Source organism: Pseudonocardia kongjuensis (genome assembly GCF_039526905.1).
Taxonomy (GTDB): Bacteria; Actinomycetota; Actinomycetes; order Mycobacteriales; family Pseudonocardiaceae; genus Pseudonocardia; species Pseudonocardia kongjuensis.
This window is the reverse complement of the sequence record NZ_BAAAJK010000060.1, coordinates 13390-35432: the sequence shown is the minus strand read 5'-3', so window position 1 is coordinate 35432 and position 22043 is coordinate 13390. Positions and strand designations below refer to the sequence as shown.

24 protein-coding genes are annotated in these 22043 nt (G+C 74.6%); 13 read left to right on the top strand and 11 right to left on the bottom strand.

What is annotated here, in order from left to right:
* Positions 1 to 340: 340 nt before the first annotated feature.
* From ABD160_RS32385 to ABD160_RS32355, 7 genes are all read left to right on the top strand, one after another.
* The gene (locus tag ABD160_RS32385; RefSeq protein ID WP_344030286.1) at positions 341 to 1072 is read left to right on the top strand and encodes an alpha/beta hydrolase; all 732 of its coding nucleotides are present in this window, start codon (positions 341 to 343) and stop codon (positions 1070 to 1072) included.
* 34 nt (positions 1073 to 1106) lie between these two features.
* Complete coding sequence (locus ABD160_RS32380; RefSeq protein ID WP_344030284.1) at positions 1107 to 2387, top strand: NAD(P)/FAD-dependent oxidoreductase; 1281 nt, start codon at positions 1107 to 1109, stop codon at positions 2385 to 2387.
* Positions 2384 to 3169, top strand: a complete 786-nt coding sequence (locus tag ABD160_RS32375) for a DUF1365 domain-containing protein (protein WP_344030281.1) — start codon at positions 2384 to 2386, stop codon at positions 3167 to 3169. Before ABD160_RS32380 ends, ABD160_RS32375 begins: the two co-directional genes overlap by 4 nt.
* Before the next feature lie 2 nt (positions 3170 to 3171).
* On the top strand, positions 3172 to 4467 hold the full coding sequence (locus ABD160_RS32370) for a class I SAM-dependent methyltransferase (RefSeq protein ID WP_344030306.1): 1296 nt from the start codon (positions 3172 to 3174) through the stop codon (positions 4465 to 4467).
* Complete coding sequence (locus ABD160_RS32365; RefSeq protein WP_344030278.1) at positions 4464 to 5825, top strand: class I SAM-dependent methyltransferase; 1362 nt, start codon at positions 4464 to 4466, stop codon at positions 5823 to 5825. Before ABD160_RS32370 ends, ABD160_RS32365 begins: the two co-directional genes overlap by 4 nt.
* Positions 5822 to 6640, top strand: a complete 819-nt coding sequence (locus tag ABD160_RS32360; protein ID WP_344030275.1) for a DUF1295 domain-containing protein — start codon at positions 5822 to 5824, stop codon at positions 6638 to 6640. The genes ABD160_RS32365 and ABD160_RS32360 overlap by 4 nt, the downstream gene beginning before the upstream one ends.
* A gap of 78 nt (positions 6641 to 6718) precedes the next feature.
* Complete coding sequence (locus tag ABD160_RS32355; protein ID WP_344030272.1) at positions 6719 to 7183, top strand: peroxiredoxin; 465 nt, start codon at positions 6719 to 6721, stop codon at positions 7181 to 7183.
* A 72-nt stretch (positions 7184 to 7255) separates the two neighbouring features.
* Here the strand turns inward: ABD160_RS32355 and map are convergent, their stop codons facing one another.
* From map to ABD160_RS32335, 4 genes are all read right to left on the bottom strand, one after another.
* Entirely contained in the window at positions 7256 to 8113 is an 858-nt protein-coding gene (gene map, locus ABD160_RS32350; protein ID WP_344030269.1) for a type I methionyl aminopeptidase, read from the bottom strand.
* Positions 8114 to 8188: 75 nt separating this feature from the next.
* Positions 8189 to 8575, bottom strand: coding sequence for a DUF3054 domain-containing protein (locus ABD160_RS32345; protein WP_344030266.1), 387 nt, complete (start codon positions 8573 to 8575; stop codon positions 8189 to 8191).
* A gap of 104 nt (positions 8576 to 8679) precedes the next feature.
* A complete protein-coding gene (locus tag ABD160_RS32340) occupies positions 8680 to 10518 on the bottom strand; it encodes a penicillin-binding transpeptidase domain-containing protein (protein ID WP_344030263.1) in 1839 nt (612 codons plus the stop codon).
* Positions 10519 to 10585: 67 nt separating this feature from the next.
* The gene (locus ABD160_RS32335; protein WP_344030260.1) at positions 10586 to 11032 is read right to left on the bottom strand and encodes a MarR family winged helix-turn-helix transcriptional regulator; all 447 of its coding nucleotides are present in this window, start codon (positions 11030 to 11032) and stop codon (positions 10586 to 10588) included.
* A 57-nt stretch (positions 11033 to 11089) separates the two neighbouring features.
* Here ABD160_RS32335 and ABD160_RS32330 point away from each other — a divergent pair, with 57 nt between their 5' ends.
* Positions 11090 to 12376, top strand: coding sequence for an FAD-dependent oxidoreductase (locus tag ABD160_RS32330; RefSeq protein ID WP_344030258.1), 1287 nt, complete (start codon positions 11090 to 11092; stop codon positions 12374 to 12376).
* Here the strand turns inward: ABD160_RS32330 and ABD160_RS32325 are convergent.
* The 5 genes from ABD160_RS32325 to dxr all read right to left on the bottom strand — a co-directional run bounded on the left by ABD160_RS32325 (position 12339) and on the right by dxr (position 17367).
* Positions 12339 to 13172, bottom strand: a complete 834-nt coding sequence (locus ABD160_RS32325; protein WP_344030255.1) for a GNAT family N-acetyltransferase — start codon at positions 13170 to 13172, stop codon at positions 12339 to 12341. The two genes, ABD160_RS32330 and ABD160_RS32325, sit on opposite strands and share 38 nt — an antisense overlap.
* Positions 13173 to 13201: 29 nt before the next feature.
* Positions 13202 to 14350 carry a flavodoxin-dependent (E)-4-hydroxy-3-methylbut-2-enyl-diphosphate synthase gene (gene ispG / locus ABD160_RS32320; protein ID WP_344030252.1) on the bottom strand — a complete coding sequence of 383 codons (1149 nt, stop codon included), beginning with the start codon at positions 14348 to 14350 and terminating at the stop codon, positions 13202 to 13204.
* Between the two features lie 61 nt (positions 14351 to 14411).
* Entirely contained in the window at positions 14412 to 14900 is a 489-nt protein-coding gene (locus ABD160_RS32315; RefSeq protein ID WP_344030249.1) for a phosphatase domain-containing protein, read from the bottom strand.
* Positions 14897 to 16225 carry a M50 family metallopeptidase gene (locus tag ABD160_RS32310; RefSeq protein ID WP_344030246.1) on the bottom strand — a complete coding sequence of 443 codons (1329 nt, stop codon included), beginning with the start codon at positions 16223 to 16225 and terminating at the stop codon, positions 14897 to 14899. Before ABD160_RS32310 ends, ABD160_RS32315 begins: the two co-directional genes overlap by 4 nt.
* On the bottom strand, positions 16222 to 17367 hold the full coding sequence (gene dxr / locus ABD160_RS32305) for a 1-deoxy-D-xylulose-5-phosphate reductoisomerase (RefSeq protein WP_344030243.1): 1146 nt from the start codon (positions 17365 to 17367) through the stop codon (positions 16222 to 16224). The genes ABD160_RS32310 and dxr overlap by 4 nt, the downstream gene beginning before the upstream one ends.
* A gap of 77 nt (positions 17368 to 17444) precedes the next feature.
* Between dxr and ABD160_RS32300 the strand changes: the two genes are divergently transcribed.
* From ABD160_RS32300 to ABD160_RS32285, 4 genes are read left to right on the top strand one after another with little or no spacing between them, the layout of a single operon-like run.
* Complete coding sequence (locus ABD160_RS32300; protein WP_344030240.1) at positions 17445 to 17705, top strand: DUF2631 domain-containing protein; 261 nt, start codon at positions 17445 to 17447, stop codon at positions 17703 to 17705.
* A 7-nt stretch (positions 17706 to 17712) separates the two neighbouring features.
* A complete protein-coding gene (gene ligD / locus ABD160_RS32295; protein WP_344030237.1) occupies positions 17713 to 18684 on the top strand; it encodes a non-homologous end-joining DNA ligase in 972 nt (323 codons plus the stop codon).
* A 9-nt stretch (positions 18685 to 18693) separates the two neighbouring features.
* On the top strand, positions 18694 to 18852 hold the full coding sequence (locus ABD160_RS32290) for a hypothetical protein (protein WP_344030234.1): 159 nt from the start codon (positions 18694 to 18696) through the stop codon (positions 18850 to 18852).
* A 29-nt stretch (positions 18853 to 18881) separates the two neighbouring features.
* Complete coding sequence (locus ABD160_RS32285; protein ID WP_344030231.1) at positions 18882 to 19061, top strand: hypothetical protein; 180 nt, start codon at positions 18882 to 18884, stop codon at positions 19059 to 19061.
* Here the strand turns inward: ABD160_RS32285 and mug are convergent.
* Positions 19058 to 19657 (bottom strand): G/U mismatch-specific DNA glycosylase, encoded by a 600-nt coding sequence (gene mug / locus ABD160_RS32280; protein WP_344030228.1) that lies wholly within the window; start codon positions 19655 to 19657, stop codon positions 19058 to 19060. The two genes, ABD160_RS32285 and mug, sit on opposite strands and share 4 nt — an antisense overlap.
* A gap of 105 nt (positions 19658 to 19762) precedes the next feature.
* Here mug and ABD160_RS32275 point away from each other — a divergent pair, with 105 nt between their 5' ends.
* Positions 19763 to 20833: an ATP-dependent DNA ligase gene (locus tag ABD160_RS32275; RefSeq protein ID WP_344030226.1), complete on the top strand. Its 1071-nt coding sequence runs from the start codon at positions 19763 to 19765 to the stop codon at positions 20831 to 20833.
* A gap of 121 nt (positions 20834 to 20954) precedes the next feature.
* On the opposite strand, the gene ABD160_RS32270 is transcribed toward ABD160_RS32275, so the two are convergent.
* Positions 20955 to 21935, bottom strand: coding sequence for a LacI family DNA-binding transcriptional regulator (locus tag ABD160_RS32270; protein WP_344030224.1), 981 nt, complete (start codon positions 21933 to 21935; stop codon positions 20955 to 20957).
* Positions 21936 to 22043 lie beyond the last annotated feature (108 nt).

Below are 22043 nucleotides of genomic sequence, written 5' to 3'. Positions count from 1 at the left end.
CGTTGCGCTCCTCGCGTCCGGTGTCCCCGATCGGGCCGGGGACGCCCCACATCCTCGTCGCTCCCCGGTCGCCGGATCCACCGGGCCGGGTGATGATTCCGGCGGCGCACCACGGTCGCGGCGCCCCACCGGGGGTGATCCTGCGACCCGTCCGGCCGCGCCGCGTCCGTACTCCCACGGAACCGGTGCGGCCGCCGGGGACCGTGCCTCCCGCATCCCACCGAGTCACCGGGCCGCGGTCCACCACTGCCGGTGTGATGCCGGTCCCAACCACCGGGCCGTCGGCGGCCCGCCGGACGAACCACCCGTGACATCCGCACCCGGCCCCGAGAGGTGAACCGTGCCCGACCCGACGCCGCAGCTGGACACGGTGGGCCGGGCCCGCCCGGAACCGGCCGGGGTGCTGCTGGTCGCGCACGGCGGGCGGGCGCACTCGACGGCACCGGCCCGCCGGCGCGGCCTGGCGTACCGGCGGATGTCGCCGTTCGCCCGCGCCGTGGAGCGCGCCGGGCGGGGGTACCGCACCGCGCTGGGCACCGGGATCGCCACCCATCTGCTCCGCTACCGGGTGCGCGGCTGGAACGGCCCCGCGATGGACGCCCTCCAGGACGTCCGGTGGGCGGTCCGGGAGCTGACCGACCGCCATCCCGGACGCCCGGTCGTCCTGGTCGGGCACTCGATGGGCGGGCGGGCCGTGCTGCGGGCCGCCGGCGCCCCCGGCGTGGTCGCCGTCTGCGCGCTGGCGCCCTGGCTGGACGGCACCGACCCGGTCGCGCAGCTGGCCGGGCGGGCCGTGCTGATCGCGCACGGCGACCGGGAGCGGATGACCGATCCGGCCGCGTCGTACGCCTACGCGCTGCGGGCCCGCGAGGTCACCGGCCGGGTGGCGCGCTTCGACGTGCACGGCGACGGGCACGCGATGCTCCGCCGGGCCGCGGACTGGACGGCGCTGGTGCGCCGGTTCGTGCTCGGCGAGCTCGGGGCCGAACCCCCGGACCCGGTCGTCTCGAACGCCATGACGGAACCCGCGCCCGCCGGGCTGCGGGTCGCCCTCGGACCGGCGCACCGGTGAGCCGCCGGTGCCCGACACGGACAGGAGCGAGACGATGACCGGTCGCCCGACCGTCGCGGTGGTGGGCAGCGGGGTGTCCGGCCTGACCGCCGCGCACCTGCTCGCGGGAACCCACGACGTCACCCTGTACGAGGCCGACGACCGGCCCGGCGGGCACGCGCACACCCACGAGCTCACCACCTCCGACGGCGGGATCACCGCCGTCGACACCGGCTTCATCGTGCACAACGACCGGACCTACCCGAACCTGCTGCGGCTGTTCGGCGAGCTCGGCGTCGCCACCCAGGAGTCCGACATGTCGATGTCGGTCCGGTGCGACGGCTGCGGGCTGGAGTACGCCGGTGCCCGCCGGATCGGCGGGCTGTTCCCGCAGGCGTCGAACCTGGCCCGGCCGCAGTACCTGCGGATGCTCGCCGAGGTGACCCGCTTCCACCGGCACGCCCGGCGGGTGCTGCACGACGAGCTGGCCGGTGACGTCACGCTCGGCGCGTTCCTGGCGATCGGCGGCTACTCCCGCTACTTCGTCGACCACTTCATGATCCCGGTGGTGTCCTGCGTGTGGTCGGCGGGCGCGGCGCTCTCGCTGGACTACCCGGCCCGCTACCTGTTCACCTTCCTCGACCACCACGGGATGCTCGCGATCGGCGGCTCCCCGCGGTGGCGCACCGTGACCGGCGGCTCCCGGTCCTACGTGGACCGGATCGTCAAGCAGCTCCCGGCGGTGCGGACCGGGACCCCGGTGCGCGCCCTGCTGCGGACCCCGGCCGGAGTCGAGGTCACCGACGACGCCGGCGGTGTCGCCGGGTTCGACAAGGTCGTCGTCGCCACCCACCCGGACCAGGCGCTGCGGATCCTCGGCGCCGACGCCACCGCGGCCGAGCGGGACGTGCTCGGCGCGTTCACCTACTCGCGCAACGAGACCTGGCTGCACCACGACACCTCGCTGCTGCCCAGGACCGCGGGCGCGCGGGCGTCCTGGAACTACCTCAAGCCGGCCTGCTCCCCCGACCCGGACGCCCCGGTGCTGGTCAGCTACGACATGAACCGGCTGATGCGGCTCACCGACCCGGACGACTGGGTCGTCACCCTGGGCGCGGCGGGCCGGGTCGATCCGGCGGCCGTCGTCGCCCGGATGAGCTACCAGCATCCGGTGTACACACCGGACTCGGTCGCCGCGCAGCGCCGGCTGCCGGAGCTGAACACGCCGGTCACCGCATTCGCGGGCGCCTACCACGGCTGGGGCTTCCACGAGGACGGCTGCGCGTCCGGCGTGCGCGCCGCCGCCGCGCTCGGGGCCGGCTGGGACGCCCGGTGACCCCGGCGCCCGCCATCTACGACGCGCAGGTGCGGCACGCCCGGCACCGCGACCTGCGGACCGCGTTCGCGCACCCCACCCAGCTGTGGCTGGTCGACCTGGACGCGCTGCCCGAGCTGCCGTTCTGGCTGCGCCCGTTCGCCCGGTTCCGGGCCGAGGACCATCTCGGTGACCCGGCCCGCAGCATCCGGGAGAACGTCGACGAGCTGCTCGCCGGGCACGGCGTCGACCTGGCGGGCGGCCGGGTGCTGATGCTCGCGCACGCCCGCGAGCTGGGCCACGTGTTCAACCCGATCTCGGTGTTCTGGTGCCATCGCGCCGACGGCAGCCTCGCCTGCGTCGTCGCCGAGGTGCACAACACCTACGGCGGACGGCACTGCTACCTGCTGCGGCCGGACGAGCGGGGCCGGGCCGGCGCCGACAAGGACTTCTACGTCTCGCCGTTCCTGGAGGTGCGCGGCCACTACACGATGTCGCTCCCGCCGCCCGGCGAGCGGCTCGCCGTCGCGGTCACCCTGCACCAGGACGGGCGGCCCGCGCTGGCCGCGACGCTGACCGGCACCCGCCGTCCGGCCACCACCCGGGAGATCGTCCGCAGCGTGCTGCGCAGGCCGCTGGTCACCCGCCGCACCTCGCTGCTGATCCGGCTGCACGGCATCGCGCTGTGGCTGCGCAGGCTGCCGATCGTGCCGCGCCCCACCGGACCGCCGCAGAACCGTCCGGCGCCGCCCGCCGAACACCCTCCACACCAGATCGTCGACGAGGAAGGGATCACCCGATGACCATGCAGCACGACGTGCCGGTGACCGGACCGGCCCGGAACGGGCGGCGCCGCGCGCACGCCGTGCCGCGCCCCAACGAGGGGGTCTGGCCCGGCCTGGCGACACCGCCCTCGGCACCGGTGAAGGCGCGGATCGCCGAGTCGCTGTTCCGCAACGCGGTCCGGAGCCTGCCGGTGCGGGTGGTGCTGCCCGGCGGCGAGCGGCTCGGCGCGGGCGGACCGGACAGCCCGGTCATGCGGATCGAGCGGCCCGCCGCGTTCTTCGCCCGGCTCGGCGCGAACTCCAAGATCGGGTTCGGCGAGTCCTACATGGTCGGCGACTGGACGACCACCGACCTGCCCGGCCTGCTGACGCCGTTCGCGGCCCGGCTGTCCACGCTGGTCCCGCCCGCGCTGCAGCGGCTCGGGCGGCGCTTCGCCGAGGCCCGCCAGCCGCGCGAGGAGCGCAACTCGCTGGAGGGGTCCCGGGAGAACATCCACCGCCACTACGACCTGTCCAACGAGCTGTTCGCGCTGTTCCTCGACGAGACCATGTCGTACTCCTCGGGCTGGTTCGCCGACGGCTCCGACGACCTGGTGCTCGCCCAGCAGCGCAAGATGGACGGCATCCTGGACATGGCGGGCGTCCGGGACGGGATGCACGTGCTGGAGATCGGGACCGGCTGGGGCGGCCTCGCGACGCGCGCCGCGCAGCGCGGCGCCCGGGTGACCACGCTGACCATCTCCCAGGAGCAGAAGGACCTCGCCGAGCGGCGGATCGCCGAGGCCGGCGTCGCCGACCGGGTGCAGGTGCTGCTGCGCGACTACCGGGAGGCGCGCGGCAGCTACGACGCCGTCGTCTCGGTGGAGATGGTGGAGGCGGTCGGCGAGGACTACTGGCCCACCTACTTCGCCGCGCTGGACCGGCTGCTCGCCCCGGGCGGCCGGGTCGGCCTGCAGTCGATCACCATGCCGCACGAGCGGATGGTCGTCTCCAAGGACGACTACACCTGGATCCACAAGTACGTCTTCCCCGGCGGCCTGATCCCCTCGGTCACCTCGATCGAGCAGAACCTGGCCGCCGACACCGGCCTGCGGGTCACCGAGCGGCGCAGCCTCGGCTACGACTACGCCCGCACCCTGGGGCACTGGCGGCGGGACTTCCTGGACCGCTGGGAGGACGTCGCCGCGCTCGGCTTCGACGAGACCTTCCGCCGGATGTGGGAGTTCTACCTGGGCTACTGCGAGGCCGGCTTCCGGGTCGGCTACCTCGACGTCTTCCAGTTCTCGCTGCAGCGCCGCCCGGGGGTGTCCTCGTGAGCGCCACCGCCGCCGACCGGCTCGCCGCCCTGCTGGAGGACGTGCTGCGCGCCCCGCTGCCGGTCCGGCTGCGCGCCTGGGACGGCAGCGAGGCGGGCCACCGCGGCACGGCCGAGGACCCGGACCCGCCCACCGTGGTCGTCCACCGGCGGCGCGCGCTGCGCAGGCTGCTGTGGGCGCCCGGCGAGCTCGGCCTGGCCCGCGCCTTCGTCTCCGGCGACCTGTCCGTCGACGGCGACGTCGCGGACGGGCTGTCCCGGTTCTGGGCGCTCGCCCGGCCCGGCTCCGGCGCGGTGCGCCCGTCCGGCCGGCAGAAGCTGGCGGCGGTCCGGACCGCCGCCCGGCTCGGCGCCGTCGGGCCGCCGCCGCGGCCGCCCGCCTCGGAGGCGCGGATCGGCGGCCGGCTGCACACCCGCGGCCGGGACCGGGCCGCGATCAGCCACCACTACGACCTGTCCAACGAGTTCTACGCCTTCCTGCTCGACCCGCAGATGGCCTACTCCTGCGGCTACTGGACCCGCGAGGAGGGCCCCGACTACGGCCTCGTCGACGCCCAGCGCGACAAGCTCGACCTGATCTGCCGCAAGCTCGGCCTCGGGCCCGGGATGCGGCTGCTCGACGTCGGCTGCGGCTGGGCGTCGCTGCTGGTGCACGCCGCCGAGCACTACGGCGTGCACGCCACCGGCGTCACGCTGTCCGCGCAGCAGCGCGACTACGGCGTGGAGCGGGTCCGCCGGGCCGGCCTGTCCGAGCGGGTGGAGATCCGGCTGCAGGACTACCGGCAGATCCCGGCCGAGCAGTTCGACGCGGTCGCGTCGATCGAGATGGGCGAGCACGTCGGGCAGGACAACTACCCGGTCTACGCCGCGCAGCTGCACCGCATGCTGCGCCCGCAGGGACGGCTGCTGCTGCAGCAGATGTCGCGCGGCGCGGCCGGCGCGAACACCGCCCCGGGCGGCGGCGCCTTCATGGAGTCCTACGTGGCGCCGGACATGTACATGCGCCCGCTCGGCGAGACGCTCGGCTTCCTGGAGCGGGCCGGGCACGAGATCGTCGACGTGCACTCGCTGCGCGAGCACTACGTGTGGACCGTCCGGCCGTGGCTGGACACGCTGCAGCGGCACCGGGAGACCGCGACCCGGATGATCGGCGAGGAGCAGTGGCGGATCTGGCTGCTGTACCTGGCCGGGGCGGCGCTGGCGTTCGAGCAGAACCGGATGGGCGTGCACCAGATCCTCGCCGTGCGGCCCGGCCCGGACGGCGCGTCCGGGCTGCCGCGCAGCCGCACCGGCGTGCTCGGGCTCGATCCGGCCCTGGACGGCGCGGCCGCCGCGCCCGGGCAGGTCACCCTCCGGTGACGCCGTTCCCGTGGGCGGCCTGGGGCGCGAACCTGGCGATCACCGCGGTCGCGGTCCTGGTGCTGGCCGTGGCCGGGTACGCGATCGGCGTGCGGCGCGGGCGGCACGACGGCGCGGACGTCCTCTGGGGGCTCGGGTTCGTCCTGGTCGCGCTGGTCACCGCGGTGTCGGCGACGGTGCTGGATCCGGCGGGCCCGGCCTGGCGGCGCTGGCTGGTGGTGCTGCTCGTCGCGCTCTGGGGCGGCCGGCTGGCCTGGCACATCGCCCGCCGCAACCGCGGCCGCGGTGAGGACCGGCGCTACGTCGAGCTGCTCGCCCGGTCGCCGGGCAGCGCGTTCCGGAAGGTCTACCTGACCCAGTGCGCGGTGATGTGGCTGGTGTCGCTGCCCGTCCAGGTCGCCGCCTACGGCGCCGTCGGCGGCTGGGGGCTGGTCGTGACGGTGGCCGGCGTGCTCGTGTGGGCGGTCGGGTTCGGCTTCGAGACCGTCGGCGACGCCCAGCTCGCCCGGTTCACCGCCGATCCGGCGAACCGCGGTGCCGTGCTCGACACCGGGCTGTGGCGCTTCACCCGGCATCCGAACTACTTCGGCGACGCCTGCGTGTGGTGGGGGCTGGGCATCCTCGCGCTGCACCACCCGGCCGGGCTGGTCGGGCTGGTCGGCGTCGCCGCGATCACGGTGAACCTGGTGCGCGGCACCGGCGCGGCGCTGCTGGAGCGCGACATCGCCGGGCGGCGGCCCGGCTACGCCGACTACGTCCGCCGGACCAGCGGGTTCCTCCCGCTTCCTCCGCGGGCGCCGCACCGTGCGGGATGAGAAACTGATCATCATCGAACCGGAGCCCCGCGCCGGGACGAACACCGGGTGAGTCCCCATCCGCGACGAGGAGAGACCATGGCCGTCGGCGATCTCGCGACCGACTTCGAACTGCAGGACGAGACCGGCACCCCGCGCAGGCTGAGCAGCCTGCTCGCCGCCGGTCCGGTGGTGCTCTTCTTCTACCCCGCCGCGATGACCAGCGGCTGCACCCAGGAGGCGTGCCACTTCCGGGACCTGGCCGCGGAGTTCGCCGAGCTGGGCGCGCAGCCGGTCGGGATCTCCAGCGACCGGGTCGACAAGCAGGGCATGTTCGCCGCCGCCAACGCGCTGTCGTTCCCGCTGCTGTCCGACGCCGAGCACACCGTGGCGAAGTCGTTCGGCGCGTGGCGGGCCTGGCTGCCGGGCAACTTCCACACCCGGCGGCGGACGTTCGTGATCGACACCGACCGCCGGATCCTGGCCGAGATCGGCTCCGAGACCGCGATGACCCGGCACGCCGACGACGCGCTCGCCGTGCTCCGGGAGCGCCGCGCCGCCTGAGGCCGTCCGCACCCGCCGGCCCCGGTCCGCACCCCCCGCAGCAGGTGCGGACCGCGGCCGGCGGGTGCGGGCTCAGGGCAGGGTCAGGATCTCCGCGCCGTCGTCGGTGACGACGATGGTGTGCTCGAACTGGGCGACCCAGGACCTGTCCTTGGTGACGACGGTCCAGTCGTCGTCCCAGGTGTCGTGCTCGATCCCGCCGAGGGTGATCATCGGCTCGATGGTGAAGGTCATCCCCGGCTCGAGGACGGTGTGCACGTCGGGCTCGTCGTAGTGCAGCACGACCAGCCCGGAGTGGAACTCGTGGGCGATGCCGTGCCCGGTGAAGTCGCGGACGACGCCGTAGCCGAAGCGCTTGGCGTAGGACTCGATGACCCGGCCGACGACGTTCAGCTCGCGGCCCGGGCGGACCGCCTTGATCGCCCGCATGGTGGCCTCGCGGGTGCGCTCGACCAGCAGCCGCGGCTCCTCGGCGACGTCCCCGGCCAGGAACGTGGCGTTGGTGTCGCCGTGCACGCCGCCGACGAAGGCGGTGACGTCGACGTTCACGATGTCGCCGTCGTTGATCACGGTGGTGTCCGGGATGCCGTGGCAGATGACCTCGTTGAGGCTGGTGCAGCAGGACTTCGGGAAGCCGCGGTAGCCCAGCGTCGACGGGTAGGCGTCGGAGTCGATCAGGAACTCGTGCACCACGCGGTCGATCTCGTCGGTGGTGACGCCGGGGCGGACGGCCTCCCCGGCCAGCCGCAGCGCCTCGGCGGCGACCTTGCCGGCGTGCCGCATGAGCTCGATCGTCTCCGGCGTCTGCACGTCGCCGCGGCGGCTGCGCGCCGGGGACGGCTTGCCGACGTACTCCGGCCGCGGGATGTGGGCCGGCACCTCGCGGATCGGGGTCGGCGTGCCGGGGACGAGCAACGTGCGGGTGGCCATGCGTTCCATGGTATGCCTCGCCGCGCGGTGCCGACCGGGCCGCGGGGTGTGACCCCCGGGACGGGCCCGTCCCGGTCAGCCGTGGGACGGCTCCCGGGGGCCGCGCAGCCGGGCCACCACGCCGGACAGCCCGCGCCAGCCGAGCAGCAGCACCGCCAGCGACACCAGGGCGACGACCGCGAACGACAGCGGCAGCCGCCCGAGGAAGCCCAGCCGCAGCGCGAACCCGATGCCCGCGGTGCAGGCGAGCACCACGGACCCGGCCCACAGCGACGCCGGCGAGGCACGCACCCAGGGTGTCGCCCAGGCGACCCCGGCGCCGATCAGGAACGGCAGCGCGGTACCGGCGAGGCCGACGAGACTGTCCGACTCGGCATGGCTGATCCGGCCGACGGCGGCGAACACCACGACCGCGACGAGGTCGGCAGCGAGCGCCAGGGCGGGGATCCGGCTCGGGTGCACGCCGACCAGGGTAGGCGCCGGGGCAAGAGCGCTCCCCCCGGCCGTGATCGCGAATCGGGAACCGGGCCGGTCGCCCGGCGGACGTCCCGGTTCCGGATCGGTGATCAGCGGGGCACGTCGGCCAGGAACCGGGACGAGAGCTGGACGGCCGGGCCGGACGAGCCGCCGTCCACGATCAGCGTCGCGAACGCCAGGTCACCGCGGTAGCCGGTGAACCAGCCGTGTGCGCGGTTGGTGCCGTCCGGGCCCGCGTACTCGGCGGTGCCGGTCTTGCCGAACACCTCGCCCTGCCCGTTCGCCGCGGTCGCGGTGCCGGAGGTGACGACGGCCCGCATCATCGGCCGGAGCTGGTCGAGCACGGCCGGGTCCGGGGTGCCGGGGGCGATCGTCGCCTCGGTGGGCAGGCCGCGGATCAGCGCCGGGGTGACCGGTGCGCCGTGCGCGATCGTGGCCGACACCAGCGCCATCCCGAACGGGGAGGCCAGCACGTCGCCCTGCCCGATGCCGTCGACGGAACGCTGCAGGTCGTCGGTGGCGGCGTCGACCGAGCCGGTGATCGTCGTCATGCCGGGGATCGTCCAGTCCGCGCCGAAGCCGAGCTCCCGGCCCGCCTCGGGCAGGCCCTCGGGCGGCAGGCCGAGCGCGAGCCGGGAGAACGTCGTGTTGCAGGAGCGGGCGAACGCCTGCTGCAGCGGGACGGTGCCCAGCACGAACGAGTCCTCGTTGGGGATGGTGCGGCCGTCGATCACCGTGGTGCCGGGGCATTCCACCGGCGTCTGCGGGGTCAGGTTCTCGGCCGGCATCGCCGCGTAGGCGGTCACCATCTTGAAGGTGGAGCCCGGCGGGTAGCGGCCGGTCAGCGCGAGCGTGCCGTCCCGGTCGGCAGCGGCGTTCTGGGCGACCGCGAGCACCGCCCCGGTCGACGGCCGGACCGCGACGATCATCGCCTGCCGCGACTCGCCGTCCACGGCGTCCTGCGCGGCGTCCTGCACGGTGCGGTCCAGTTCCAGGGTGACCGGCTGCCCGGGTGCGGGCGGCGCTCCGGTCAGCGACGACGCGGTGGCACCGTCGGCCCCGACCGCGTCGACCGACCAGCCCGGGGTCCCCCCGGCGGCCCGGTCGATCTCGGTGCGCGCACCCTGGATCACCTGGCCGGCGAACCCGGAGTCCGGCGGCAGCAGCCGGGTGGAGCGGACGAACCGCACCCCGGGCAGGTCCTCGATCCGGTCGCGGACCCGGTCGTAGTCGGGTTCGCGCAGCACGACGACGGTGTACGCCTGGTCCTCCGGGGTGTTGTTCGCGCCGTCGGTGATGCTGCGCGCGGTGATCGCCGGGTCGACGTCGCCGAGTGCCGCGCCGAGCGTCGACGCCGTCCGCGCGAGATCGCCCTGCCTGCGGTCGAGGGTGACCGACACGACCGGGACGGGCGCCAGCAGGGTCGCCCCGGAGGCGTCGAGCACCGGGGCGGGTTCGGCGTTCACGGTGCGGGCGACCGGGCGCTGCCCGTCGCCGAGGCCCGGCGCGAACGCGGCGGGCGACCAGTCGACGGCCCAGCCGGTGTCGTTCGCCGCCGTCCCCGGCGCGGCGAGGAGCGGCAGCTCCAGGGTGTAGGCCCAGCGGCGGCCCTGCCCCAGGTCCCAGTCGACGTCCACGGTCGAGGTGGCCCGGCCGTCGTCGGTGCGGGTGCCGGTGACCCGGGCCGTCATCGACGTCGCGTCCAGGTCGGTGCGGGCCCGCTCCAGGTAGGCCCCGGCGGCCTCCGGGTCGCTGGTCAGCCCCGCCGCGGCGGGGGCGTCGCCGGCCGCCCACGCGGTGACGTAGCGCTCCGCGGCGCTGCCCGCGCCGTCCCAGGGGCGCCACAGTGCGACGACCACCCCGGCCGTCGCCAGGACGGCGATCACCACGGCGAGCACGACCGGTCGGTTCCGCAGGGAGCGCAGCACGGTCGCCGAGTATGACGGGCCGGGGATCACACCGGCCGGACGGCACCGCTCACCGCGGCGCCGCGGCTCACTCCTCGACGGCGGCGAGGTGCTCCCGCACGGTCCGCAGCATCGCGACGAGCTCGGCGGACCGCCGATCGTCCAGCCCGGTCGACGAGGGCGCGTTGAACGCCTCCACCAGGGGCCACGCCCGATCCAGCGCCGCGGAACCCGCGGCGGTCAGCACCAGCCCGGTCCGGCGCCCCCGGCCCGCAGGCCCGTCCCGCCGGATCAGCTCGCGCCCGACGAGATCGGTGACCAGCTCGCCGACGCTCTGCGGCCGCAGCAGCACCACCCGCGCCAGCTCGGCCTGCGACGGCGACGGGGCGCCCGTGCGCTCCCGGTCGCGCAGTTCGGCGAGCACCCCGAACTGGGTCGGGGTCAGCCCGGCCGCCGCGAACACCCGGTGGAAACCGCGGGAGACGACGTGGGCGGTGCGGATCAGCTCCCAGAGCGGGATGTCGGCATCGTGCACCGGCCGAAACTATCAGGTACCTTATTTTTATCAGGCTCCTGATACCGGAGGTGCGGGATGCGGGTCGTGGTGGCGGGCGGCGGGATCGGCGGGCTCGCGCTCGCCCAGGGACTGCACCACAACGGGATCGAGGTGGTGGTGCACGATCGCGATCCGCGCCCGGAGTGCACCGGCGGCTACCGGCTCCATCTCGACGACGGTGCCCGGTCCGCGCTGGCCCGGCTGCTCCCGCCACCCGTGCTGCAGGCGGTCCTGGCCTCCGCGGGCGGCGGCACGGCGTTCCACCGGTTCACCGTCACCGACCACCGGCTGCGGGCACTCACCACGCAGACCCTCCCGGCCGGCGACCGGTTGATGATCGGGCGGATCCCGCTGCGCACCCTGCTGGCACACGATCTCGACGTCCGGTGGGGGTCGTCGTACACCGGGCACACGACGATCCCGGACGGCCGGGTGCGGGCGGAGTTCATCGGCGGCCCGGAGATCGGCGACGTGCTCGTCGGCGCCGACGGCGCCGGATCGGCGCTCGCCCGCGCGCTCGCCGGGCGTCCGCTGTCGGCACCGACCGGGATCGAGGGCCTCGCCGGCCGGATCCCGCTCGACGACGACCTGCGCGGGCTGCTCCCGGACGCCCTGCGGCACGGTCCGCTGCTGGCGCTCGGGCCGGGCGGGCTCGGACTGTTCCTGAGCGTGCACGACCCGGCGAGCAGCCCGGTCGCGGCGTCGTCGTGCACCGCGCCGCCGGCGATGGTGGAGCCGGCCTCGCTGGTGTGCGGCCCGATGCTCCCGGCCGCGCGCTTCCCCGTCGATCCGCGCGGATCGGACGGGCCCGATCTCGTCGCGCTGACCGGCGAGCTCCTGCGCGGCTGGCATCCGGACCTGTGCGAACTCGCCGGACACATCGACCCGGCGAGCACCGCGCACTTCCGGTTCCTGGCCGCCGACCCGGACGCCGATCCCACGCCGTGGCCGGTCGGCCGGGTCACCGCCCTCGGCGACGCGGTGCACGCGATGCCGCCGACCGGCGGCCGGGGCGCGGCCACCGCGATCCGGGACGCCGACGTGCTGGCCCGCGAGCTCGTCCGGGCGCGGGACGGGGCGACGACCGTGCCGCTCGCTCTGCTCACCTACCAGCGCGAGATGGCGGCCTACGGCCCGGCGGCGGTCGGCGAGTCGCTGGTGCCGCTGACCTGGCTGCGCCGGCTGGCCGGCCGCACCGGCACCGCGGCGCTGCACGCGGCGGGCGCCGCCGCCGGTCTCCGTGCCCGGGCGTGCCGCCCGTGGCGGGACGGTGCGCCGCCGCGGCTCAGAACAGGACGGTCGCGAACTGCGCGACCTGCGTGAACCCCACCCGCCGGTAGGCGGCGCGGGCGGGCGAGTTGAACGCGTTGACGTACAGGCTGGCGCAGCGCCCCATCGCCCCCAGCGCCACCGCGACCGACGCGGTGCCCGAGGTGCCGAGCCCGTGCCCGCGCCACGCCGGGTGCACCCAGACCCCCTGGATCTGCCCGACCTGCCGGGACAGCGCGCCGATCTCGGCCTTGAACACGACCTCGCCGTCCTGGAACCGGGCGAACGCCCGGCCGGAGGTGATCAGCTCGGCGACCCGGGCGCGGTAGCCGGCGCCGCCGTCGCCGTCCCGCGGGTCGACGCCGACCTCCTCGGTGAACATCGCGACCGCGGCGGGCAGGTAGCGGTCCAGCTCCTCGATCCGGACCGGCCGCACCTGCGGGTCCGGCGGGACGGCGGGCATGCCGGTCAGCGTCATCAGCGGCTGGTCCGGGCGGACCTCGCGGGCGGGCCCCCAGACCGAGGACAGCTCGTCCCACATCGGCAGCACCAGCTCGGCCCGGCCGACCAGCGACGAGCAGGCCCGGCCGGCGCGCCGGGCCCGGTCGGCGAACGCGCGCAGCGCGGACCGCTCACCGCGCAGCGGCACCAGGTTCGCCCCGGAGAAGCAGAGCCCCTCGGCCGGGCCGCCGTGCGACCACAGCTCCCCGCCCAGCCGCCACGGGTCCAGACCGACCGCCTCGACCCGCGCCGCGACCATGCAGGAGGCGACGGGGTCGGCGTCCAGCACGTCGTGCACCCCGGAGCGGTGACGATCGTCGAGAAGCCGTGCACCGGCCACCCTCAGCACGTGACTCATGATGCCACGCCGTACAACGATCAGCCGACCGTCACCTGTGGTTCGCCCGGGACGGTCTCGCCCATGTCCTCGGCGAGCCGCATGGCCTCCTCGATCAGGGTCTCCACGATCTTGTGCTCGGGGACGGTCTTGATGACCTCGCCCTTGACGAAGATCTGGCCCTTGCCGTTGCCGGAGGCGACCCCGAGGTCGGCCTCGCGGGCCTCCCCCGGCCCGTTCACGACGCAGCCCATGACGGCCACCCGCAGCGGCACCTCCATGCCGGTCAGACCGGCGGTGACCTCGTCGGCGAGCTTGTAGACGTCGACCTGGGCGCGCCCGCAGGACGGGCAGGAGACGATCTCCAGCCGGCGCGGGCGCAGGTTCAGCGACTCCAGGATCTGCTGGCCGACCTTGATCTCCTCGACCGGCGGGGCGGACAGCGACACCCGGATCGTGTCGCCGATCCCCTGGCGCAGCAGCGCGCCGAACGCGACCGCCGACTTGATGGTGCCCTGGAACGCCGGCCCGGCCTCGGTGACGCCCAGGTGCAGCGGGTAGTCGCACTGCTCGGCGAGCAGCTCGTAGGCGCGCACCATGACGACCGGGTCGTTGTGCTTCACCGAGATCTTGATGTCGTGGAAGTCGTGCTCGGCGAACAGGCCCGCCTCCCACAGCGCGGACTCGGCGAGCGCCTCCGGGGTGGCCTTGCCGTACTTGTCCATCAGCCGCTTGTCCAGCGAACCGGCGTTGACCCCGATCCGGATCGGGGTGCCGTGGTCCTTGGCCGCCTGGGCGATCTCCTTGACCTGGTCGTCGAACTTGCGGATGTTGCCCGGATTGACCCGGACGGCCGCGCAGCCGGCCTCGATCGCGGCGAACACGTACTTCGGCTGGAAGTGGATGTCGGCGATCACCGGGATCTGCGACTTCTTGGCGATCGCGGGCAGCGCCTCGGCGTCGTCGGCGGACGGGCAGGCCACCCGCACGATGTCGCAGCCGGACGCGGTCAGCTCGGCGATCTGCTGCAGCGTCGCGTTGATGTCGGAGGTCAGGGTGGTCGTCATCGACTGCACGGAGATCGGGTGCTCGGAACCGACACCGACCGGGCCGACCTGCAGCTGACGGGTCCTGCGCCGCGGGGCGAGGGTCGGGGCTGGCGCGGACGGCATACCCAGGGAGACGCTCACGACCACCACTATCCCATCGCCGCGGGCGGGCCGCCGTTCCCGGTGAGCGGACGCACCCCGGTCAGGTGCGGCCGTGCTTCTCCTGGGCGTCCTGCAGGGTCGACGAGTGCGGCAGCCAGGTGGCCAGCTCGACCGGCCAGCCGTCGTCGGCCAGCACCCGCACGACGGCCGGGTCGTCGTCGATGATCATCGCGATCTCCCGGTCCCGCGCGAGCCGGCGCAGCACCTCGCGCTTGACGTAGCGGGCCGGGCGGTGGTCGTCGTCGGGCCGCATGTACAGCGGCCCGGTGGCCAGGCCGAACCCGGCCAGCCAGTCCTCGGTGAGCCGCCGGTTCCGCTCCGGGCGCCCGGTCAGGTAGACGACGTCGTAGCGCTCCAGCGCCGCCGCCAGCCGCTGGGCACCCTCCTCCAGCAGCGGATCGGCGTGCGCGGCGGCGAAGAACTTCTCCCACCGGTGCACGTCGAGGAAGTGCAGCCGGTGCGAGACGTCGGCCAGCACGCCGTCGATGTCGAACACCGCCAGCGGGCGGAGGTCGTGCTCCGGGCTCATCCGAAGATCCGCACCGGGTTGACGATGTCGGCGACCGCGACCATCAGGCTGAAGCCCAGGAACACGAGGACGAACACGTAGGCGAAGGGCAGCAGTCTCGCCGCGTCCACCGGCCCGGGATCGGGTCTGCCGAGCGCCTGCGCGGTGTTGCGTTTGATCGACTCCCAGATCGCCGGGACGATCTGGCCGCCGTCCAGCGGCGGGATCGGCAGCAGGTTGAGCAGGAACAACGAGATGTTGACCGCGGCCAGCATGCTGAGGAACAGCCCGAGATTGTCCTGCCAGGGCACGCCCTCCTGGGACAGGATCTCGCCGCCGATCCTTGACACCCCGACCACGCCCATCGGGCTGTCCTGGGCCCGCTCCTCGCCGAGGAACGCCGCGCCGAACAGCGCGGGCACCCGGGCCGGGATCTGGGTGATCGCCTCGGCGGTGCCGGTGATCATCTCGCCGACCCGTTCGACGACCTGGTCCGGCCCGAGCCGGTAGTAGCCCTGGCTCAGCTCCACGCCGAGGAAGCCGGCGGTCACCGTCTGGCCGCGGTTGCGCGGGTTCAGGTCGGCGAGGGTGTTGTCGATGACGTCGACGGTCAGGTTCAGCTGCTGCCCACCGCGCTCGACGGTGATCGGCATCGGCCCGGACGACGCCCGGATCGACTCCTGCAGGCCGGGCCCGGCGTTCTCGGCGACCGGACGGCCGTCGAAGGCGACGATCCGGTCACCCGGCTGGATGCCGGCGGCCAGCGCCGGGGTGGGCGGGGCACCGGCCGGGCACTCGGCCGGCGGCGCCTCCTGCTCGGCGACGACCGCCGCAGGCACCACGCACTCGTTGACCGCCGCCACCTGGGTGCCGACCTGGAACGTCCCGACGCCCATCAGCACCGTCGCGAACAGGGCGACCGCGAGGATCAGGTTCATGAACGGCCCGGCGAACATGACGACGATCCGCTTCCACGGCGAGCGGGTCCAGAACTGCCGGTCGGCGTCCTCGGGCCGCACGTCCATCTGGGACTGGGCCCTGGCGTCGTCCATCAGGCCCTGGAACGGCCCGGTGCGCCGGCTGCGGCCGAGCCGGCCACGGCCCGGCGCCGGGGGCAGCATCCCGATCATCCGGACGTAGCCGCCGAGCGGGATCGCCTTGATCCCGTACTCGGTCTCGCCGCGGCGGACCGACCAGACCGTCCGGCCGAAGCCGACCATGAACTCGGGCACCTTGATGCCGAACCAGCGGGCGGTCGCGAAGTGCCCGAGCTCGTGCCAGGCGATCGAGATCAGCAACCCGACGAAGAAGATCGCGATCCCGACGATCGTCCAGAAGATGGTCACGAACCCGCCTTCTCCCTCGCATGGGCGCGGGCCCATTCCTCCGCCGCCAGCACGTCCGCAACGGTAGCCGGGTCACCCGTCCAGGCGTCGGCCGCCTCCAGGACCTCGGCGAGCAGGTCGGTGATCCCGAGATAGCCGATCCGGCCGCGCACGAACGCCTCGACGAGCTCCTCGTTCGCGGCGTTCAGCACGGCGGGCAGGCAGCCCCCGGCGCTCCCGGCGGCGCGGGCCAGCCGGACGCCGGGGAACGCGTCGTCGTCGAGCGGCTCGAAGGTCCAGCTCTGCGCCCGGCTGAAGTCGCAGGGGGTGGACGCGCCGGGCAGCCGGTCCGGCCAGCCCAGCGCCAGCGCGATCGGCAGCCGCATGTCCGGCGGGGACGCCTGGGCCATCGTCGAGCCGTCGGCGAAGGTGACCATCGAGTGCACGATCGACTGCGGGTGCACGGTGACGTCGATCCGGTCGTAGCCGATACCGAACAGCAGGTGCGCCTCGATCACCTCCAGGCCCTTGTTGACCAGGGTCGCCGAGTTGATCGTGATGACCGGGCCCATCGCCCAGGTCGGGTGCTGCAGCGCCTGCTCGACGGTGACGTCGGCGAGCGAGGCCCGGGTGCGGCCGCGGAACGGCCCGCCGGACGCGGTCAGCACGAGCCGGTCCACCTCGGTGGCCCGCTCGCCGCGCAGGCACTGGGCCAGCGCCGAGTGCTCGGAGTCGACCGGCACGATCTGCCCGGGCTGCGCCGCCGCCAGCACCAGCGGCCCACCGGCGACCAGCGACTCCTTGTTCGCCAGCGCCAGCCGGGCGCCGGTCGCCAGCGCGGCCAGGGTCGGGCCGAGCCCGCGGGACCCGGTGACCCCGTTCAGCACGACGTCGGCGCCGCAGGCGGTGACCAGCTCGGTGGCGGCCTCCGGGCCGTCGAGCACCTCGACGCCGGGCAGCGCGGCCCGCAGCTGCGCAGCGGCCCCGCGCGAGGACACCGCGACCCGGGGCACGTCGTGCGCACGCACCTGGGCGACCAGCGCGGGCACGTCGGACCCGCCCGCGGCCAGCCCGGAGACGGTGAACCCGCCGGCGCGGGTGATCACATCGAGGGCCTGGGTGCCGATCGAACCGGTGCTGCCCACCACGACGAGTGACTTCATCACTGCCCATCATCCCCGGTGCGGTCGCTGTGCGACGATGGCCCCGGTCTGCGGCGGGACGTAACGGGAGGAAGCACGTGGCGAGCAACACACGCGAGGTCGCGGTCCGGTCGGGCGTCGATCCCGAGGCGGAGCCCTCGGTCGACTGGGGCTGGCACCAGAACTTCACCAAGGGCCTGCCGATCGCGGCCGGTCTCGTCGGGATCACGCTGCTGCTGTTCACGATCGGGCACCCGATCAGCTGGACCGAGTTCCTCTTCATGGGTGTCCCGGCCCTGGTCTGCCTGGTCGGCGCCGTCGCACACCCGATCTACAAGCGGCGCAGCTGGCGCCACTGATCCCGCCGTGGCCACCGATGCGGGTGCGCCGGTCGAGCTGACGATCGGCGACCGCGTCGTGCGGCTGTCCAGCCCGGACCGGGTCTACTTCCCGGCCCGCGGCGAGACGAAGCGGGACCTGGCCGCGTACTACACCGCGGTCGGCGACGGCGTGGTCCGCGCCCTGCGCGACCGGCCGTGCATGCTGCACCGCTTCCCCACCGGCGTCACCGGGGAGAAGGTGCACCAGAAGCGGCTGCCGCGCGGCGCGCCGGACTGGGTGCGCACCGTGCGCGTGCACTTCCCGCGCTACCACCGCACCGCCGACGAGCTGTGCGTCGCGCACCTGGCCGACGTGATCTGGGCGGTCCAGATGTCCACCGTCGAGTTCCACCCGTGGAACTCCCGCGCCGCCGACGTCGAGTCCCCCGACGAGTGGCGGATCGACCTGGACCCGATGCCGTCGTCGTCCTGGGCGGACGTCCGGCGGGTCGCCGGTGTGGTGCACGAGGTGCTCGACGAGCTGGGCGCGACCGGCTACCCGAAGACCTCCGGCGGCGCCGGACTGCACGTGTACGTGCGGATCCCGGCCGATCACGGGTTCGCCGACGTCCGCCGGGCCGCGCACGCGTTCGCCCGCGAGGTGGGCCGGCGCTGCGATCGCGTCGACCTGTCCTGGTGGCGCAAGGACCGGGACCCGTCGAAGATCTTCGTCGACTACAACCAGAACGCCCGCGACCACACGATCGCCTGTGCCTACTCGGTGCGCGGCACCCCGGACGCGCGGGTCTCGGCGCCGGTCCGCTGGGACGAGATCGACGCCTGCGAGCCCGGCGACTTCACGATCGCGACGATGCCGGCCCGCTACGCCGAGCTCGGTGACCTGCACTCCGGTATCGACGACTCCGCGTTCCCGATCGACCCGCTGCTGGAGTGGGCCGACCGGGACGCCCGCGACGGCCCGCCCGACCTGCCCGACCTCGACGATCCGGGCACGTAGGGCCGGGCCGTGGAGGAGAACCCGGGGATCGCGTGGGGCGTGGCGTTCGGGCTGCTCGCCGGGGGCGCGCTCGCGGTGCTGTCCGGCAACTGGTGGCTGTTCCCCGGGCTCGGTCTGCTGGCCGGGCTCCTGATCGGGATGATGGTCGACCGGCGCGGCTCCGCCTGATCCGCACCGCGAACGGGAGGGGACAGCGGATGGACGACGAGCACCGCCGCAACCAGCTGCACCGGCTCGGCTACGGCATCGGCGGCGGGCTGGTGGTCGGCGCCGTCGTCTGGACGCTGACCGACACCTGGTGGTGGGTGCCGGTGTTCCTGGTCGTCGGGTTCGGCGTGGGGCTGTTCCTGCGCGCGACGACGCCGCCTGCCTCCTAGCCGCGCGCGCCGGACCCCGGCTCCCCGGCGCGCCCGCGCAGCCTGCCGAACTCGGCGGCCATCGCCGCGCGGCTCCAGTGCGCGTTCAGCCCGGACGGGTTGGGCAGCACCCACACCCCGGTGTCCCCGAGCCGGTCGGGCTGCTCCCCCACCCGGGCGTCGCGGCGCCCGAACGCGGTCCGGTAGGCGCCGATCCCGACCACCGCGAGCCATCCCGGCCGGTGCCGCGCGACCAGCTCGCGCAGCCGCCTGCCACCGGCGACCAGCTCGTCGTCGGTGAGCTCGTCGGCGCGGGCGGTGGCCCGCGGCGCCATGTTCGTGATCCCCAGGCCGAGCCCGGCCAGCTCGCCCTGCTCGCCGGGACGCAGCAGCCGCGGGGTGAACCCGGAGTCGTGCAGCACCGGCCAGAAGCGGTTCCCGGGCCGCGCGAAGTGGTGGCCGGTGGCGGCCGAGAGCAGGCCCGGGTTGATCCCGCAGAACAGCACCCGCAGCGGCGGGTCGCCGGGGCCGGGGAGCACGTCGGGGATCGTCCGGTCGCGGGCCCGCTCGAGCTCGGCCCGGGACGGCCCCGGATCGTGACCGTCGGCGCGTCCCATCGGGGCAGTCCAGCACGCCGCCGATCAGTTCGCGCCGCCGGGCCGGTCCACCCGGGTGGGTGCGCCGTCGTGCCGTCGCGCCCGACCGAGAGGAGACTGCCCGCCGTGGACCTGCCCGTGATGCCCCCGGTGAAGCCGATGCTGGCCAAGCCCGCGCCGTCGATCCCGGACGGCCGGCTCTACGAACCCAAGTGGGACGGCTTCCGCTCGATCGTCTTCCGGGACGGCGACGAGGTCGAGATCGGCTCCCGCAACGAGCGACCGATGACCCGCTACTTCCCCGAGGTCGTCGAGGCGGTGCTGGCGAACTTCCCGCCGCGCGCGGTGATCGACGGGGAGATCGTGGTCGCCGACCGGGCGAACAACACCCTCGACTTCGAGGCGCTGCAGCAGCGGATCCATCCCGCCGCCAGCCGGGTCACGCTGCTCTCGAACGAGACACCGGCGTCGTTCGTCGCGTTCGACCTGCTCGCGCTCGGCGACGAGGACCTCACCGGGCTGCCGTTCGCGCAGCGCCGGGCCCGGCTGGAGGAGGCGCTCGCCGACGCCGCCCCGCCGGTGCACCTCACCCCGATCACCGACGACACCGGCACCGCGCGACGCTGGTTCGAGCGCTTCGAGGGCGCCGGCCTGGACGGGCTGATCGCGAAGGACCCGCAGGGCACCTACCAGCCGGACAAGCGGGTGATGACGAAGGTCAAGCACGAGCGCACAGCGGACTGCGTGCTCGCCGGGTACCGGGTGCACAAGTCCGGGCCGGACGCCGTCGGGTCGCTGCTGCTCGGCCTGTACGACGAGCGCGGCGTGCTGGCGTCGGTCGGCGTGGTCGGCGCGTTCCCGATGGCGCGGCGGCGCGAGCTGATGACCGAGCTGGCACCGCTGGTCACCGACTTCGACTCGCACCCGTGGGCCTGGGCGAAGCAGCTGGAGGGCGAGCGCACGCCGCGCAAGTCGGAGGGCAGCCGGTGGAACGCGGGCAAGGACCTGTCGTTCGTGCCGCTGCGCCCGGAGCGGGTGGTCGAGGTGCGCTACGACTACATGGAGGGGGCCCGGTTCCGGCACACCACCCAGTTCGTGCGGTGGCGCCCGGACCGGGAGCCGGGGTCGTGCACCTACGAGCAGCTGGAACGCCCGGTGCGCTTCGACCTGGACGAGGTGCTGGCCGGCCGCGGCTGACCCCGGGCCCGTCGCTCCGGCGAACCCGTTCCGCCGATCCCGCCCGCCCCGCGACGCCGCGCTGCGCGGATCACGCTCCAGGACTCCCGGAACAGGGATCATGGTCGGGCCGGGGTCCCGCTCAGGACCGGCAGCCGCAGGACTCGCGGTGCACGAACCGGGTCGGCAGCCGCACCGACCGCGGCTCGGCGTCGGGCTCGGCCATCCGGCGCAGCAGCAGCCGCACCGCCTCCCGGCCGATCCGGGCGAACGGCTGCGCGACCACGGTCAGCCGCGGGCTGAACGCGTCCGCCCACGGGAAGTCGTCGAACGCGGCGAGTGCGATGTCGCCGGGGATGCGCAGGCCGACGTCGTGCGCGGCCTGCACCGCGCCGATCGTCATCGCGTTGTTCCCGGTGACCAGCGCGGCCGGGCGGTCCGGCCGGTCCAGCAGCCCGCGGACCGCCCGGCGGGCCGGTTCCGCCTCCGAGTGGCCCTCCACGACCAGCGAGTACGTCAGTCCGGCGCGCTGCAGCCCGAGCCGGTACCCGGCCAGCCGCTCGACCGTGGTGGCCAGCCCGGCGTGCCCGGCGACGTAGCCGATCCGGCTGTTGCCGGCCGCCGCGAGGTGCTCCACCAGCCCGGCCACCGGCTCGACGTTCTCGGTGCCGACCTCGTCGTGCCCGCCGCCGAGCATCCGGTCCACGAGCACCGTCGGCACCTTCTGCGCGGCGAGCGCGGCCAGGGTGCCGGCCGAGTCCGCGGACGGCGCGAGCAGCACCCCGTCGACCCGGCTGCGCAGCCGGGCGACGGCGGTCGCCTCGTAGCCGGGGTCGTCGTGCGGGTCGGCGAGCAGCAGCGTGTATCCGGCCGCGGCGGACTCGTCCTCCACCGCGTGCAGCAGCTCCCCCAGGTACGGGTTGGAGATCGCGGACAGCGCGAGCCCGAGCGTGCGGGTGCGGGCGGTGGCCAGCGACCGGGCCGCCGCGTTCGGCGTGTACTGCACCTTCTCCATCGCCGCCAGCACCTGCCTGCGGGTGTCCTCCCGGACCGGGCGGGTGCCGTTCAGGACGTGCGAGACGGTCGCGGTGGACACCCCGGCGAGCCGGGCGACCTCGGCCATGGTCGCGATGGTGCACCTCCGGTCACGGTTCGACCGCCCAATGCAGGCAAGCGCTTGCGCAAGCGGTTACTTCGCGCATACCGTACACGAGTCCGCCGAATGGACGTG

Coding starts and splice junctions, on each gene's coding strand:
- ABD160_RS32380 (WP_344030284.1), top strand. CDS start 1,107: ATGACCGGTCGCCCGACCGTCGCGGTGGTGGGCAGCGGGGTGTCCGGC.
- ABD160_RS32370 (WP_344030306.1), top strand. CDS start 3,172: ATGCAGCACGACGTGCCGGTGACCGGACCGGCCCGGAACGGGCGGCGC.
- ABD160_RS32355 (WP_344030272.1), top strand. CDS start 6,719: ATGGCCGTCGGCGATCTCGCGACCGACTTCGAACTGCAGGACGAGACC.
- map (WP_344030269.1), bottom strand. CDS start 8,113: ATGGCCACCCGCACGTTGCTCGTCCCCGGCACGCCGACCCCGATCCGC.
- ABD160_RS32330 (WP_344030258.1), top strand. CDS start 11,090: ATGCGGGTCGTGGTGGCGGGCGGCGGGATCGGCGGGCTCGCGCTCGCC.
- ABD160_RS32315 (WP_344030249.1), bottom strand. CDS start 14,900: ATGAGCCCGGAGCACGACCTCCGCCCGCTGGCGGTGTTCGACATCGAC.
- dxr (WP_344030243.1), bottom strand. CDS start 17,367: ATGAAGTCACTCGTCGTGGTGGGCAGCACCGGTTCGATCGGCACCCAG.
- ABD160_RS32285 (WP_344030231.1), top strand. CDS start 18,882: ATGGACGACGAGCACCGCCGCAACCAGCTGCACCGGCTCGGCTACGGC.
- mug (WP_344030228.1), bottom strand. CDS start 19,657: ATGGGACGCGCCGACGGTCACGATCCGGGGCCGTCCCGGGCCGAGCTC.
- ABD160_RS32270 (WP_344030224.1), bottom strand. CDS start 21,935: ATGGCCGAGGTCGCCCGGCTCGCCGGGGTGTCCACCGCGACCGTCTCG.